Consider the following 15,833-nt stretch of genomic DNA (forward strand, 5'->3'; position numbering starts at 1 on the left):
CTTGTCCTCCTTGTCTCCCCATCATCACCCTATCTTCCCATCTCATTACCACCAAAAATCCGCCTCTGTACCAACGTCATTATAATAATTACCATTGCTAGCAAAAAAGCGATCGCAGCTCCATACCCCATTTGTAAGTTACGAAATACAGCCTGATATATCAGTAATACTACGGTCAAAGTAGCATTGTTGGGGCCACCATTACCATTTGAGAATATATAAGATTGATCAAAAAGCTGGAATGTCCCAATGATCCCCATCGCCACTACAAAGAAGGTAACAGGTTTAAGCATGGGAATTGTTACGTGGATAAGCTTTTGCCAGTCATTAGCACCATCCAACTCCGCCGCTTCGTAGAGTGATTGGGGGATATCCTGCAACGCCGCTAAATAAATCACCATGTAAAAAGGTGCTGTTGACCAGATATTCATGATCATAATGCCTTTGAGTGCTACTGCTGGATCACCTAACCAGTTATAGGTGGGTAGTCCCACAAAAGCAAGGAAATCATTGAGTAATCCATTAGTGTTGTAAATCCACATGAAGATTAGCGTCAACACAGCAGAAGAAGTAACTGTGGGTAAAAAGTAAAGGATACGCCACCAGTTTTTCCCGCGAATGCCAGAATTGAGAGTCACAGCCAAAACTAATGCCAAAATAGTTTGTATTGGCACGACTATGGCAACATATTCCACTGTATTTTTAAGGGCAATCCAAACTCGTTCATCTTCTACTAGGCGCGCAAAGTTCCGAAAACCGATGAACTCGTACTTAATACCACCAAGAAGTTGGACTTTTTGCAGCGATAGAAAAATAGCCCAAACAATTGGCAAGATGACAAAAGTGATTAAAACTAAAATAGCAGGCATCATAAATAGATACCCAGCTAAGTCTTCTGCAATTTTCCCTCTGGTTTTACGCCGCCGCTTTCTGGTTTGCAACACGAGAAAACCTCCACCAAATCTTGCACCTAGTTAAATGTAGCGATCGCTGGTGCATAATTATCTATACTACTACTTTGAGTGTAGTGCAGGGTAAGACTATATTAATATTTCCTTCTTCGCGTTCTTTACGTCTTCGTGGTTTAATAATTATTTTTGAACCGCAAAGACGCGAAGATACGAAGGTGAATAAAAAGCGAATCTTAAAAAAATTACAGATGGATGTAATTAGTTTTCTGCGATGATTTTACAAATTTCATCTAAAAGTGAGTCATATTCAATAAACTCTTCTGGATGAAATTCTAAGTAAATTTGATTGAGATTTGGATTAAGAGATAATATACATACTTCAATATTAAGCTTGCCTTTCCGCCAACCCTCGCTGCCAATTCTTAGTACCTGGCAATTAATAACATAATTAAATTGAATTTCACTCAGCTTGATGTGATGTTCACCTAAAGATATTAAATTAAATAACTCCAGCATGGAAACACCAGGTTCCAGACTATTGGACTCATATACACGTCGCTGTAATCTATGTCTAATTAATTTCTCTACTAATTCTTTTAATCTACTGACTTTAAATGTATCTCTTCCTAAAAGTATAACATCATCACAATCTAAAGGTATAATTTTGTCGTTCATATCAATAATTAGATAAATTCAAGGTATAGTGGGCAATAACCACACCATACGTTAAATTAAATCCACAGGATATTCTGCTAATTATTTGACATCAATTTGGTTAAAATATCTACAAATGAGTCTTTTATAGCAATTCTATTTGAATTGTGAACAATCAGTGAGTTGTTGTTATTATAATGTTATTATTAGAAATAAAATTAATTGAACTAGAGATCATCGTGTCGCACCCAAATTGGGAAAACTGTACGCTAACAGATTTAAAAAATCCCATTGGTTATCAGCTTTTATCTATTTTTGTCTCCCTGTCAACAAAGTAACACTTCGATAGACCAAAAATAGTATAGTTGTAAAGAATTATTTGAGATTTATTATTTGCAATTTCGTAAAATCTGAAAATTGTGAACTCTACTTAAGAAGATGTAACAAGCGGCAACACTAATCGTTGCGAGGCAGACAATATGGATGCCAACAAGGTTTTGAAGCAATATATAGCCGGGGAAATAAATTTTAGGCTGGTGATTTGAGAGGAATAAGCTTAACTCAAGCAATTTGAGGGAAATACATTTTATTAGGGCAAATTTGAGCAAATTAAACTTGAGTGACTCAGTTCTAAGCAAGACATTCTAAAGTTAATCCAAGCTGAGAGGGCAAAAAAGTTTAATGAGAGAAGGTGCAACTACTATTTGAAGTCTGCCAATTAATTTGGTGAACAGTTGACAAGAATCCATAGAGTAGACGAAAAATGGATTCTTTTTTTGCACCGATAAGCGCCAAATCAATAACTTTGCAAAAATCAATACCAACCAAGCCTAGTCATTATTTTTTACTGGAGGTCGAGACGACAAGGTATTGAGTAGTTGCATGAACAGTCATCAAACATCTTTGGTAAAAATATGAGCTTTACAACAGAGTCGACTTCCAACCTATTCGCTTTTGATTCCAGCAACCATCTGGTTAATGGTGTACTTACTACCACCGCTTTATTCAAGCACCTTAGTGTGGATGACTAACTAGCAATGCTTTGGTACGTCTACACTGAGATGGGTCGTTCTATCACGCCAGCTGCTCCTGTAGCAGCTCGTTTGCAATTAGCTGAAGCTATACTCAATCAAATCAAGCAAATGCCTCATACTCAACAGTTAGAAGTAATGCGAGACCTAGCTGCCAACAGAAACACCCAGATTAGCCGTTCTTATGGGATTTGGAGCGCTAACACTAAGTTAGCTTTCTGATATGAATTATCGGAATTGATGGTCAAAGGTTTAGTAGTTCCAATGCCCCCAAGTTACCAGCCATCCCGCGATGTAGTGCAAGTACTAGAAGCCATCAAGCAGCTTGAATTTGGTCAACAAATAACGGTGCTGCGAAATGCTGTTGTCGATATGGGAGTTGACCCGTTAGCTGACTAATAGAACGAAGCGACATTAATTTCTACGCGAATAATTTCACACAAGGTGACACCCATGCGCTACACCAATAAAAAAGGAACAACCCTCAATCTAGATGAATGTAAGAATGCCGACAGTTTCTTTATGGAGGCAGAGGTATATATCTGTGAACCATTGGAGATGCATTTCAACCAACAAGGAGAGCTAAAAGCAGGAAAGAAATTGAACAAAGCAATAGCACATCTTCGTAGTGATGGTAGTAAGTTGATCCCCGCTGAGGTCGAAGCGCCTACACACAGGCAGGGTAGTCAATTACTTAATCTACCTCTCGTACTTGGCTACGTAGTAGATGATAAGGGAATCATGAATAACTCGCAATTGAGCCTGGTATGTCGTTGGCAGAGTATCCCTCACTAGAACAGCAACAGCGTTATATCTTCCAGGGGGCAATAGCTATCCTGTTCGTTACCCTAACACTGATGACTGCATTTACTGTCAGCTAAGCGTAACAATAGCTAGATATTGAGGATCAAACCAAGATATCTAGTACTCTGTCAAGTTTGAATTGAGGGATGAGAAAGTTCGTAGTAAGGACTTTAGTCCTTATTTTCTAAGCATTTTGATCTTGATGGCATTATGATGCGGCTCAACCGATTAGAAACCCGAGGTAAAAAGTTGATTTTCAGTGGCTACCCCCAGATTGATCGCATCCCTACTAGAACAGCGATTTACTAACCAAAAATATGTCTTTAATCAACGCAGCAATCAGGCTTTGATATAGTTACTAATAGTTTAAAGGCAAAAAATAGAACTGTTGGATTTTAAGCGCTCATACTATAAATTATTGTGCTGTCAAGCTCTCCTTTGTGCTTCCTCAACTCCGGCATTCAGCGTTTGGTGCGCTGTTTCGTAACAGCCGAGACATAAGTCAAAGTCGGCTAGGAGGATGGATTGCGCTCTAATACGTTATAGATGGCAATCGCATACGAAATTTATTTATGTGCGAAAAACAAAGCGTCTGTGTGGGAGAATTGCTATTAAATTGGCCAACCAACAAATGCTTCCTAGTCCTAATAAAATGTATGTGGGAGCCATAACTACTCCCATCATAAACCAAGCAAATACGTGCAGTATCATCAATAGAGCAAAGAAACTCGCAATAAGAGCAGTTAGCCAGATATGAATAGCCGGACGACCCAACAGTGTAAAAATTATTGTTGATGAGGTAGCAACTAAATTGGCTGGAATGAGAAAGGCACAAATGCCAATGCAATAAGTGCTTGAGAATGCCATTAAGGTGTTGAAATCTAACATGAATTTTCCTGGGTTAAGTGTCAAATTGTATATAAATTTTTATAGATTTTTGTACTTATATCCTCAATATTAATTAGTGTCTATATGTACAGATTAAATTTTTTAACCTCCGCCCACAGTGGTGGTGTGAGGGATCTGTGCCAACCTACTTAATGTTGCAATTTCTAATCTGCTTCTGGAGTAGTTCTAAAAATAGATAGATGGTGTAGACGCTTGGACTTATTTGTGGAAATTTTTCTTACGCTGTCTATGCCTCACAATTTTAGGTAGGCAGATTTGCTCAGAATCAGTCTAACTAAAATAAATCGGAGGAATGATGATAACAATCCGTAGCTTAACCAACAAGTGAATTATTTTTTGTACTCGTCAGCATCAAAGAACTACATAAACTGAAAGTTTAATTAGTACGTTTATTTCATCCCACTAATTAAGCACCAATATTTGAGAGTAATAATGTCAAAGAAAAAAAATGGCAATAGAGAAGCCAAAAAAAACAAAAAAGATCCTCAGAAAAAAAGGAGAAAAAAGACCCAAATAGACATGACACTATAGGTCAATAACTGTTAGATAGCCCTAAATTTTTGGAATGTAAATTCTGCGATCGCATTGACCAAAATATCAAAACTTAAATTGAGTTGGTGAGATCTCTAATAAGCGTATCCTGGCATTATTACCCATTATTATATTTCTAGCTCTTCGGGCTAAGTTCGCAAATATGATTGCCAGTTGATCTGTATAGCTTTTTAGCAGCTTAACAATACGGTCTTTAAGCACCGTTTCACCAATGATGGTGATTAAAACAGCAGGTTCTAGGGGAGTGCCTGAGTCTGATATGGAGAACTCCAGAGATTAGGGTTTGGCTGAGAAAGCTTAAACTTTTCGCTGCCCAGTCCAGCTTCTGTATTAAAAAGGCTCAAGCATTTCTGCCTAAGCCGGTACTGAATACAATTAATGTGCTACATATTGAGTCAGCTTCAAAAGCTAAATGGATAAAGCTTAGTAGCCGTTACGTCCGCCGTAGCTTCGGCGACCACCAGCAAATGAACCTCTATTTTCTTTGGGTTTAGCCTTATTAACTTTAAGGTCACGTCCCATCCACTCAGCACCATCAAGTGCTTCAATTGCAGCGGTTTCTTCTGCATCTGTACCCATTTCCACAAAACCAAAACCGCGCACACGACCTGTTTCACGGTCAGTAGGTAGCTGAACCCGCTTCACAGAACCATATTCTGCAAAAACAGCATTCAGACTATCTTCTGTAACTTCATAAGAAAGATTGCCTACATAAACTGACATAGATTTTCTCCGAAATCATAAGGGTGTAGAGATTTAAGTTTCGGAGAAAAGTCTGTAAATACCAAAAGGAAAAAGCCTATCAATACTAAAAACAAACGCGGTCGCCGAATTAACTCTCACCTATATAGTATGACATAGCCAGCTATTATTACAGAATAGTTTTAAAAATCTTTATATAAAGTTATGTAAAGCATGTGAATTTTGAACAGAAGTACGAGAGAATACGCAGGTGCATACAAGTCTAACTCACAAAAATGATAAGTCAGTGTTTCCAAACTGCCACACTTGCGATGGGAGTATGAAGACAACAGCCAACAGATGAAACAGCACTTGGCGCGATCGCTTATTCTTTAAGGTACATCTTTCAGATCAAAAACTAGGTAGCTTTGAGAAAACTAGAAACACTCACTACCAGCGAGTTACTAACTTGGATACAACAAGCCAAAGTCCAAGCATCTCAAGGACAAGTTGCTGAACGTATTCCTAGTTTGGCTGTAGCTAATTCCTGTTGGTTTGCTGTGCAAATGTGTTGTGCATCAGGAGAAAGTGTCGGTGTAGGCGATACGGCTTGTTTTTTTCCCTTCATGAGTGCTATTAAGCCGTTTTCACTACTGTATCTATTGGAATGTTTAGGAGTAGAAACAGTGTTTAGCTGGGTTGGGGTTGAACCTTCCCTTGATACCTTTAATTCCATAGAACAACTAGTTGCGGATGGTGGATATCCTCGTAACCCGATGATCAACAGTGGAGCAATTACCATTGCTGATAAACTACCAGGAAACAACGCTAGCGATCGCACTCAAAAATTCTGTCAATGGCTGAATCAAATTGCAGGTTCTCAACTTAAGTTAGATGAATTTACACTCGCTTCGGTACGTTCAGCTGGTTCTCAAACTAACCGAAATCTTACCCGCTATTTAGCCGAGGCTGGTTATGTAAATAACTTAGAAATAGCTCTTGACACCTATGAACAAATATGCTGTTTATCTGGGACAGTCACAGACTTAGCCTATCTAGGAAAAATTCTCGCTTTTGCAAGTGAATTAGTTTCATCAAAACATCGTCAGATTGTCAATGCTTTGATGTTAACTTGTGGGCTGTACGAAGCTTCTTTTCAATATGCTGTAAAGATCGGTCTGCCGATGAAATCAGGTATTAGTGGTACACTTGTGGCGATAGTGCCAGGTGCAGGTGCGATCGCTTGTTACAGCCCTCCATTAGATCGTGTAGGTAATCCTATGGGAGCGATCGCTTTTGTTGAAGTACTATCCCAACATTTGCAGTTGAGTATTTGTATATAAAAAATTCATACACGGTAGAGCATATTGAAAGTAACGTGGAGTCTTGGTAAAAAATTTAGCTACTTGATCTGTAAAAAAATGGCAGAGTAGATACTCTACTCTGCTTGTACCAATTCAACAACTACAGTCACGATTGATTTTGGGTTTCGCTGCTTGGTTGTTCTGGTACAGAAGGTTGAATCATCTTTGGTTGAGCATACGGCAAACTTGGAGATGGTGCAGCATTAGGGTACTGGCGACGATTGAAATATCGTCCTAACTCTGGGTGTTCTGGTTGGGGAGCAACTTTTTGAGGTAATAATTGTGGATCGGCTTCTGGCAAAATATCTAGCTGTGGTTCTTCTGTTTTTTCTGACGCTGGAGTCTCAATCATCTCCGGTAGAGTGGGAGGTAAGCTAGGCGATGCTTCCACTGTTGGTTGTGGTGTGGGCTTCTTGCCTGCCCGGCGATTAAAAAATCCGCCAAATCTTGATTTTTTTGGCTGAGTTTGCGGTACTGGTTGAGGTTCTGTTTCAGGAACAGCCTGTTTTTCTTCCTGAGGTTGTGGTTCTAAGGTAGGTTCAACCGTCGGTATTACGGTGGGGATGGGTGTGGGTTCTATTTCAGGAACAGGTTGTTTTTCTTCCTTGGGCTGTATTTCTGGTATAGGTTCAACCGTTGGTGTTGCGGTAGGGATGGGTTTGGGTTCTATTTCAGGAACAGGTTGTTTTTCTTCCTTGGGCTGTATTTCTGGTATAGGTTCAACAGTCGGTGTTGCGGTAGGGACGGGTGTAGGTTCAACAGTTGGTAGCTTAGTTGTGTAGTTTGGATCTACGATTGTGCGAACTTGATCTGCTGAGAGTTCTCCTCTAACTATCTTAGAAAGGGTGTCTTTACCCTTGGGTTCGTAGGTTAGTAGCCGAACCGTACTGTTAAATTCATTTTTGACAGGATTACCCTGGTTGTCGAGAAATTCCAGTTTTACCCAGTTTTTACCTGGTTTAAAACCTTTAAGGTAAACTGCTTGCCAACGATCAAGTACAAAGCTTTCACCATTAATTGTGCAGCGAATGCGCCAATCTGCGAACGGATTATCAGGATTGTCTTTGGCTAGCAGATGTAACGGCGCATTGGTTAAATAAAAGTCCAGTAAAATCGGTTCTGCCCCATAGTTACCATCAGGACGGTTGTAGGTTAATAAAGGCAATGCTGGATCAGGGTTATTACTATCACTCTTAGTGAAAACGTGAAATGTTGTTTGGGCGTAAGCACCTTCATTCTTATAGCTTTCGTGCCAAGGACGAGAGGCAAAAACACGTAGAGTATGAGTACCTGGAGATAAGTCAGATAAAACTAAGGGTTGATTCAGGTCATAAACTGCTATGGCGGGTTGATTATCCAGAATGACCTGGAGATGGGGGCCTAAGTTCAATTTCGAGTCTTTATAAATAGGAAGATCCTTGACCTGAAAACGGACTGTGACTATGTTATCTTGGAGGATTTCATCGGGTTTTGGGGAAATAATTAATACTTGTGGTCTGTATAAATCCGTAGTTTGTCGTAGTTCTTGGATCGCAATAGGTGGGGCAACTTCTGAGAATTGCTTTGTGGAAATTTCGGGGTTTTGCTGGAAGCTAGCAGATGGTTCTTGACTAACAGCTTTTTCACCACAACTTGTCAGACTAAATACCAGTACTAAAGCGATTAGTGACTTTAGGAGAGTTACAGCTGTCGTCCGCCGCGAGTTCATGTTTTTCATTTACTCATTAACAACTGACAGATTATTTTGGCTCAAAGTACCTACTCAAAAACATGAGCTAAAAGGTGAAATCTCCCTTACCCCTAGTAGAAAATCTGAATTTTAATTTACTGATGACAGCATAAATTAATCTTATGTAATAAAAATAACTATTTTTCTTAATAGTAATTTAACGATATTTTAGTAGCCCTCATAACAGAAATATCCCAATCTGGCAATAAGGTTGTAACTAAAAGATAGAGTAAGTTGCTTCAAATTGAACTATAAAGTTTGCGAATTGTTTACCTTTGTAAAATATATGGAGAAACTATTGACTTTTTGACAAGTGCTTTGAACTCAAAAAGCAGATTACGCAGTTACTCCAAGGATTTTGAATTATTGTTAAAATGTCTCCAACAATGTGCGAGAGAAGACTTTATAATTCAACAGAAACCACTCTCCACACAAGGTCTTCATCGCAGCTCCAAAAAATTAATGGAGAAGGCGACTAAGCTTTACAAAAGCCTAAAGAAGACGTCCTGTGGTAACCATAATTCCTCAGTCCTTTTTAAGAGAGGAGGTCGAATGACAATAAGTCCTCCGGAGCGAGAGGAAAAAAAGGCAAGAGTGATCGTCGATAACGACCCGGTTCCCACTTCATTTGAGCGGTGGGCTAAGCCAGGACACTTCGACAGAACTCTAGCCAAAGGCCCCAAAACCACCACGTGGATTTGGAACCTGCACGCACTCGCCCACGATTTTGATACACATACAAGCGATTTAGAAGACATTTCCCGCAAGATATTTGCAGCACACTTCGGTCACTTAGCCGTAGTGACTCTGTGGCTGAGCGGGATGATTTTCCACGGCGCTCGTTTTTCCAATTACGAAGCTTGGTTAAGCGACCCTCTCAACGTTAGACCTAGTGCTCAAGTCGTTTGGCCAATCGTTGGTCAAGATATTTTGAATGGGGATGTCGGTGGCGGCTTCCACGGTATTCAAATTACTTCTGGCTTGTTCCAAGTTTGGCGTGGTTGGGGTATTACCAATTCGTTCCAACTTTATTGCACTGCGATCGGTGGTCTAGTATTAGCAGGCTTGCTCTTGTTTGCTGGCTGGTTCCACTACCATAAGCGCGCTCCCAAGTTGGAATGGTTCCAGAACGCTGAGTCCATGCTGAATCACCACTTGCAAGTGCTGCTAGGTTGTGGTTCCTTGGGCTGGGCTGGTCACATCATCCACGTATCCGCGCCAACTAACAAGCTCTTGGATGCAGGAGTCGCTGTCAAGGATATCCCCTTGCCCCACGAGTTCATCTTGAACTCAGCGAATTTAATCGATCTGTATCCCAGCTTTGCCAAGGGTCTAGCACCATTTTTCACCCTGAACTGGGGTGTATATTCAGACTTCCTCACCTTCAAGGGAGGTCTTAACCCAGTTACAGGCGGCTTGTGGATGACAGACATTGCTCATCACCACTTGGCGATCGCGGTATTGTTTATCATTGCTGGTCACCAATACCGTACCAACTGGGGTATCGGTCACAGCATCAAAGAGATCCTCGAAAACCACAAAGGTCCCTTCACTGGTGATGGTCACAAGGGTCTCTATGAAAATATGACCACATCCTGGCACGCGCAGTTAGGCACTAACCTTGCCATGCTGGGTTCATTGACCATTATCGTGGCACACCACATGTACGCGATGCCTCCGTATCCGTACTTGGCAACAGACTACGCCACCCAACTGTGTATTTTCACTCATCACATGTGGATTGGCGGCTTCTTAATTGTTGGTGGTGCAGCCCACGCTGCCATCTTTATGGTGCGCGATTACGACCCAGTAGTGAACCAAAACAACGTTTTGGATCGCGTAATTCGCCACCGAGATGCAATCATCTCTCACCTGAACTGGGTATGTATATTCCTTGGCTTCCATAGCTTTGGACTATACGTTCACAACGATACAATGCGTGCCTTGGGCCGTCCCCAAGACATGTTCTCTGACACAGCAATTCAGTTGCAGCCAGTATTTGCTCAGTGGGTACAAAACCTCCACACCCTAGCTCCTGGTGCAACCGCACCTAATGCACTTGAACCTGTCAGTTATGCCTTCGGCGGTGGTATCCTCGCTGTAGGTGGCAAAGTGGCAATGATGCCGATCGCGTTGGGTACGGCGGACTTCATGATCCACCATATTCACGCATTCCAAATTCATGTCACCACGCTCATTCTTTTAAAAGGATTCCTGTTTGCTCGTAGTTCTCGTCTGATTCCAGACAAAGCAAACCTGGGCTTCCGCTTCCCCTGCGATGGTCCTGGTCGTGGCGGCACCTGCCAAGTATCTGGTTGGGACCATGTATTCCTCGGACTGTTCTGGATGTACAACACCATTTCGATCGCTATTTTCCACTTCAGCTGGAAAATGCAATCTGACGTCTGGGGAACAGTAGACGCAGCTGGTAACGTGTCTCATGTCACTGGTGGTAACTTTGCCCAGAGTGCCATCACCATTAATGGCTGGTTGCGTGATTTCTTATGGGCACAAGCTACACAAGTCATCAATTCCTATGGCAGCGCACTGTCAGCTTATGGATTGATGTTCTTGGGCGCACACTTCGTTTGGGCATTCAGCTTAATGTTCCTGTTCAGTGGTCGTGGTTACTGGCAAGAACTGATTGAGTCCATTGTTTGGGCGCATAATAAACTGAAAGTAGCACCCTCAATTCAGCCCCGCGCTCTGAGTATTATTCAAGGTCGGGCTGTAGGTGTAGCTCACTACCTATTAGGAGGAATTGCCACAACCTGGGCATTCTTCCACGCACACATCCTTTCAATAGGCTAGCAATCAGCCAGAAGAGTTAGTAGTTAGTAGTTGGTGGTTAGTAGGATTTTGTTGGTGGTTGTATCGTTAAACAACAAACAACAAGCAACTAACAACTAACAACTAACAACTAACAACTAACAAAGCTGATACGTGATGGCTAAAAGTCAGAGGACTTATCGAAACCTATGGCAACAAAATTTCCAAAATTTAGCCAGGATCTCGCACAAGACCCGACTACACGTCGGATCTGGTATGCGATGGCTATGGGAAATGATTTTGAAAGCCATGATGGCATGACTGAAGAAAATCTTTACCAAAAGATTTTCGCTACTCACTTCGGTCACCTGGCAATCATTTTCCTGTGGGCTTCCAGCCTTCTCTTCCATGTAGCCTGGCAAGGTAACTTTGAACAGTGGATTAAAGATCCCCTTCATATCCGTCCTATTGCTCACGCGATTTGGGACCCTCACTTTGGTAAACCCGCAATAGAAGCTTTTACTCAAGGTGGTGCTAGCAACCCAGTCAACATTACATACTCTGGTATCTACCATTGGTGGTACACCATCGGTATGCGGACAAATGGCGACCTCTATATGGGTTCCATCTTCCTCCTAGTGTTGGCATCCTTGTTCCTGTTTGCAGGTTGGCTGCACTTACAACCCAAGTTCCGTCCTAGCCTGGCTTGGTTCAAGATGGCTGAGTCTCGTCTTAACCACCATTTGGCAGGTCTGTTTGGTGTAAGTTCATTGGCTTGGACTGGTCACTTGGTTCACGTTGCAATCCCAGAATCTCGCGGACAGCACGTAGGCTGGGATAACTTCCTCAGCACCTTACCCCACCCGGCTGGCTTACAGCCCTTCTTCACTGGTAACTGGGGTGTTTATGCAGAAAACCCAGACACTGCTAGCCACGTGTTTGGTACTTCCCAAGGTGCTGGTACTGCGATTCTCACCTTCTTGGGTGGTTTCCATCCCCAGACTGAATCGCTGTGGTTGACTGATATGGCTCACCACCACTTAGCGATCGCAGTTCTGTTTATCGTTGCTGGTCACATGTACCGCACCAACTTTGGCATCGGTCACAGCATCAAAGAAATGATGGATGCCAAAACCTTCTTCGGTAAGCCCGTTGAAGGCCCCTTCAACATGCCTCACCAAGGCATTTATGAAACCTACAACAACTCTTTGCACTTCCAGTTGGGTTGGCACCTAGCTTGCTTGGGTGTAATCACCTCCTTGGTAGCGCAGCACATGTACTCTCTGCCTCCTTACGCATTTATTGCTAAGGACTACACAACTCAGGCAGCGCTGTACACTCACCACCAGTACATTGCTATATTCTTGATGCTCGGTGCTTTCGCTCACGGTGCCATCTTCTGGGTACGTGACTACGATCCCGAACAAAACAAGGGCAACGTACTTGAGCGCGTGCTGAAGCACAAAGAAGCGATCATCTCTCACCTCAGCTGGGTATCCCTCTTCTTGGGCTTCCACACCTTGGGTTTGTATGTTCACAACGACGTAGTAGTTGCTTTTGGCACACCAGAAAAGCAAATTTTGATTGAGCCTGTGTTTGCTCAATTTATCCAAGCTTCTCACGGTAAAGTGCTGTACGGACTCAACGTTCTGTTGTCCAACCCAGATAGCGTTGCTTACACAGCTTATCCCAACTACGGCAACGTTTGGTTGTCTGGTTGGTTGGATGCTATCAACTCTGGTACTAACTCCCTCTTCTTAACTATTGGCCCTGGTGACTTCCTAGTACACCATGCCTTCGCGCTAGCTATCCACACCACCACCTTGGTATTAGTTAAAGGTGCTTTGGATGCTCGTGGTTCTAAGCTGATGCCCGATAAAAAGGACTTCGGCTATGCCTTCCCTTGTGACGGTCCTGGTCGTGGCGGTACTTGCGATATCTCCGGTTGGGACTCCTTCTACCTCGCTACCTTCTGGGCATTGAACACAGTAGGTTGGGTAACTTTCTACTGGCACTGGAAGCATCTAGGTATTTGGCAAGGTAACGTTGCTCAGTTCAACGAATCTTCTACTTACTTAATGGGCTGGTTCCGTGATTATCTGTGGGCTAACTCCGCTCAGTTGATCAATGGTTACAACCCCTACGGCATGAACAACCTGTCTGTTTGGGCTTGGATGTTCCTCTTCGGACACCTAGTTTGGGCAACCGGCTTCATGTTCCTTATCTCCTGGAGAGGTTACTGGCAAGAGTTGATCGAAACTCTTGTTTGGGCCCACGAACGTACTCCAATTGCGAACCTGGTTCGCTGGAAAGACAAGCCCGTTGCTTTGTCTATCGTTCAAGCTCGTTTGGTTGGTTTAACTCACTTCGCTGTGGGCTACGTCCTCACCTACGCAGCATTCCTCATTGCCTCGACAGCTGGTAAGTTCGGTTAACCTGGCTGCTAGTTTTGATAGATAATTAGTAAAGTCCCCTGCCGCAAGGTGGGGGATTTTGTTTGAATAATCAAATTAACTATTGCTTGCTTACAAAGCGATACCACTACTACTAAGAGAGCTTGAAAAAAAATCTGGACAATGGTTCTGGGCACTAAAATCTATTAGCAGAGAAGATCCTGTACCTCCACAGTATAAAGGAAACACAAAACAGATGACTAAAGCTTGGCTTGAGTGGGGTAGGAGAAAGGGCTATAAGTGATAGGTAATAATTTTTGGATAAGGACTAACGGGACAGCCTGGATATGGTGAGATTGCCTGTATTATGAAAAGAGCAATAATGCGATAAAAACATTTTGAAAAACCAAAAATATATAAGCTCATAAATTGAACGCTAATCTAATTTTGAGATTAATAAACAAGCGATCGCAATATATAATCTGAGACCAGCAGTTGCTTAGCACAAGGAGTCTAAAAGTGTCTATTCCCGAAATAACTCAAAAACTGTTGGCGGCGAAAAAAGACAAGGGACTAAGCTTTACAGATTTAGAAAAGATTTTGGGACGTGATGAAGTCTGGATTGCGGCTGTAATCTATCGTCAAGCTAGTGCTTCCGAGGAAGAGGCAAAACAATTAGTTGAAGCATTAGGACTTGATGAAAGTTATGTGAAAGAATTAACACAATGTCCTGTAAAAGGATTAGGCCCTGTTGTACCAACAGATCCTCTGATTTACCGTTTCTACGAAATTATGCAGGTGTATGGAATGCCAATGAAAGCGGTGATTCACGAAAAGTTTGGCGATGGAATCATGAGCGCAATTGATTTTACTTTGGATATTGAAAAAGAAGAAGACCCCAAAGGCGATCGCGTCAAAGTAATTATGTCTGGGAAATTTCTTCCCTATAAAAAGTGGTAGGTTTAATTTCTGCTGGATTTTCCTGATAAGTACCCCTCTTTGTCAAGAGGGGAATTCAATAAGAATTGACCACAAGTTATAAATATAAATCCTCTTGACCCAAGAACAAATAACACCACAAATAACAATAAATTTAACCCCTTACTATACTCAAAAATACGGCTCAGCATATTTAGGTGATAGCCAAGAACTAATTAAATCTATTCAAGATAACAGCATAAATTTAATCTTGACTTCACCACCATTTGCACTTACCCGTCAAAAAGAATACGGCAATCAAAGTGCTGAAAAATATATCGAGTGGTTTCTACCTTTCGCCTACGAATTTAAACGGGTACTTGCAGATGATGGCTCATTTATATTGGATTTAGGCGGTGCTTACCTACCTGGTAATCCAGTACGCAGTATCTACCAATATGAATTATTAATCAGGCTTTGCAAAGAAGTCGGCTTTTTTCTTGCCCAAGAATTTTATCACTATAATCCAGCGCGATTGCCTACCCCAGCTGAGTGGGTAACAATTAGACGAATTCGTGTGAAAGATTCAGTAAATGTAGTTTGGTGGTTATCGAAAACACCTCACCCAAAAGCAGATAATAGAAAAGTTTTAAAGCCATACAGCGAGAGTATGAAGCAGTTACTTAAAAATGGTTATAAAGCGAAAATGCGTCCTAGTGGACATGATATTTCTGATCGTTTCCAAAAAGATAATCAAGGTGCAATACCACCTAACTTACTAGAAATTGCCAATACAGAATCCAACAGTGGATACCTGCGTCGCTGCAAAGCAGCAAGCATACAACCCCATCCCGCACGTTTTCCCCAAGGTTTCGCAGAGTTTTTTATCAAATTTTTAACAGATCAAGGCGATTTAGTTTTAGATCCTTTTGCAGGTTCTAATACAACGGGTTTTGTGGCAGAGAGTTGGCAGAGGCGATGGATTTCGTTTGAAATGAGTGAAGATTATATTATCGGGAGTCGTTATCGGTTTGAGGAGTAATACCAATTTGAAAAAACAATGCAACACATGAATAATATTAGACTCCTCCCCTACCCTCCGATATTAAAAGTAAAAG

At 41.8% G+C, this 15,833-nt stretch carries 13 protein-coding genes and 3 pseudogenes; 11 read left to right on the top strand and 5 right to left on the bottom strand.

The features are described 5' to 3' along the window. Nucleotides 1–29: 29 nt before the first annotated feature. Complete coding sequence (locus tag RS893_RS26805; protein ID WP_396336476.1) at nucleotides 30–872, bottom strand: carbohydrate ABC transporter permease; 843 nt, start codon at nucleotides 870–872, stop codon at nucleotides 30–32. Nucleotides 873–964: 92 nt separating this feature from the next. Between RS893_RS26805 and RS893_RS26810 the strand changes: the two genes are divergently transcribed. After that, a complete protein-coding gene (locus RS893_RS26810; RefSeq protein ID WP_315788640.1) occupies nucleotides 965–1,186 on the top strand; it encodes a hypothetical protein in 222 nt (73 codons plus the stop codon). Here the strand turns inward: RS893_RS26810 and RS893_RS26815 are convergent. After that, on the bottom strand, nucleotides 1,170–1,586 hold the full coding sequence (locus tag RS893_RS26815; protein ID WP_315788641.1) for a KGK domain-containing protein: 417 nt from the start codon (nucleotides 1,584–1,586) through the stop codon (nucleotides 1,170–1,172). The two genes, RS893_RS26810 and RS893_RS26815, sit on opposite strands and share 17 nt — an antisense overlap. A 543-nt stretch (nucleotides 1,587–2,129) precedes the next feature. On the opposite strand from RS893_RS26815, the pseudogene RS893_RS30420 reads away from it, so the two are divergent. The 5 genes and pseudogenes from RS893_RS30420 to RS893_RS26835 all read left to right on the top strand — a co-directional run. Then, nucleotides 2,130–2,213 (top strand): annotated as a pseudogene (locus RS893_RS30420) (pentapeptide repeat-containing protein); the annotation flags it as partial. A 266-nt stretch (nucleotides 2,214–2,479) separates the two neighbouring features. After that, nucleotides 2,480–2,995: pseudogene (locus tag RS893_RS26820) on the top strand (orange carotenoid protein N-terminal domain-containing protein). A gap of 123 nt (nucleotides 2,996–3,118) precedes the next feature. Beyond that, nucleotides 3,119–3,391 (top strand): hypothetical protein, encoded by a 273-nt coding sequence (locus RS893_RS26825; RefSeq protein ID WP_315792152.1) that lies wholly within the window; start codon nucleotides 3,119–3,121, stop codon nucleotides 3,389–3,391. Beyond that, nucleotides 3,364–3,477: a photosystem II assembly protein Psb34 gene (gene psb34 / locus RS893_RS26830; RefSeq protein WP_315788642.1), complete on the top strand. Its 114-nt coding sequence runs from the start codon at nucleotides 3,364–3,366 to the stop codon at nucleotides 3,475–3,477. The genes RS893_RS26825 and psb34 overlap by 28 nt, the downstream gene beginning before the upstream one ends. A gap of 115 nt (nucleotides 3,478–3,592) precedes the next feature. Continuing rightward, nucleotides 3,593–3,709, top strand: a pseudogene (locus RS893_RS26835) (DUF2993 domain-containing protein); the annotation flags it as partial. A gap of 261 nt (nucleotides 3,710–3,970) precedes the next feature. On the opposite strand, the gene RS893_RS26840 reads toward RS893_RS26835, so the two are convergent. Then, nucleotides 3,971–4,288, bottom strand: a complete 318-nt coding sequence (locus RS893_RS26840) for a hypothetical protein (RefSeq protein WP_016867252.1) — start codon at nucleotides 4,286–4,288, stop codon at nucleotides 3,971–3,973. A 996-nt stretch (nucleotides 4,289–5,284) separates the two neighbouring features. After that, on the bottom strand, nucleotides 5,285–5,584 hold the full coding sequence (locus RS893_RS26845) for an RNA-binding protein (RefSeq protein WP_315788643.1): 300 nt from the start codon (nucleotides 5,582–5,584) through the stop codon (nucleotides 5,285–5,287). Nucleotides 5,585–5,970: 386 nt separating this feature from the next. Between RS893_RS26845 and RS893_RS26850 the strand changes: the two genes are divergently transcribed. Then, nucleotides 5,971–6,885, top strand: a complete 915-nt coding sequence (locus RS893_RS26850) for a glutaminase (protein WP_315788644.1) — start codon at nucleotides 5,971–5,973, stop codon at nucleotides 6,883–6,885. Between the two features lie 127 nt (nucleotides 6,886–7,012). Here RS893_RS26850 and RS893_RS26855 read toward each other — a convergent pair whose 3' ends face one another. Then, nucleotides 7,013–8,614: a hypothetical protein gene (locus RS893_RS26855; protein ID WP_315792111.1), complete on the bottom strand. Its 1,602-nt coding sequence runs from the start codon at nucleotides 8,612–8,614 to the stop codon at nucleotides 7,013–7,015. A gap of 573 nt (nucleotides 8,615–9,187) precedes the next feature. Here RS893_RS26855 and psaA point away from each other — a divergent pair. The 4 genes from psaA (at nucleotide 9,188) to RS893_RS26875 (ending at nucleotide 15,757) form a co-directional block, all read left to right on the top strand. Further along, complete coding sequence (gene psaA, locus RS893_RS26860) at nucleotides 9,188–11,446, top strand: photosystem I core protein PsaA (protein ID WP_315788645.1); 2,259 nt, start codon at nucleotides 9,188–9,190, stop codon at nucleotides 11,444–11,446. Between the two features lie 167 nt (nucleotides 11,447–11,613). Then, nucleotides 11,614–13,839: a photosystem I core protein PsaB gene (gene psaB / locus RS893_RS26865; protein ID WP_315788646.1), complete on the top strand. Its 2,226-nt coding sequence runs from the start codon at nucleotides 11,614–11,616 to the stop codon at nucleotides 13,837–13,839. Between the two features lie 477 nt (nucleotides 13,840–14,316). Next, complete coding sequence (cynS, locus tag RS893_RS26870; RefSeq protein ID WP_315788647.1) at nucleotides 14,317–14,757, top strand: cyanase; 441 nt, start codon at nucleotides 14,317–14,319, stop codon at nucleotides 14,755–14,757. A 94-nt stretch (nucleotides 14,758–14,851) separates the two neighbouring features. Next, a complete protein-coding gene (locus RS893_RS26875) occupies nucleotides 14,852–15,757 on the top strand; it encodes a site-specific DNA-methyltransferase (RefSeq protein WP_315788648.1) in 906 nt (301 codons plus the stop codon). The last annotated feature ends 76 nt before the right edge of the window (nucleotides 15,758–15,833 follow it).

The sequence above is a fragment of the Fischerella sp. JS2 genome (assembly GCF_032393985.1).
In the GTDB taxonomy this organism is placed as follows: domain Bacteria; phylum Cyanobacteriota; class Cyanobacteriia; order Cyanobacteriales; family Nostocaceae; genus Fischerella.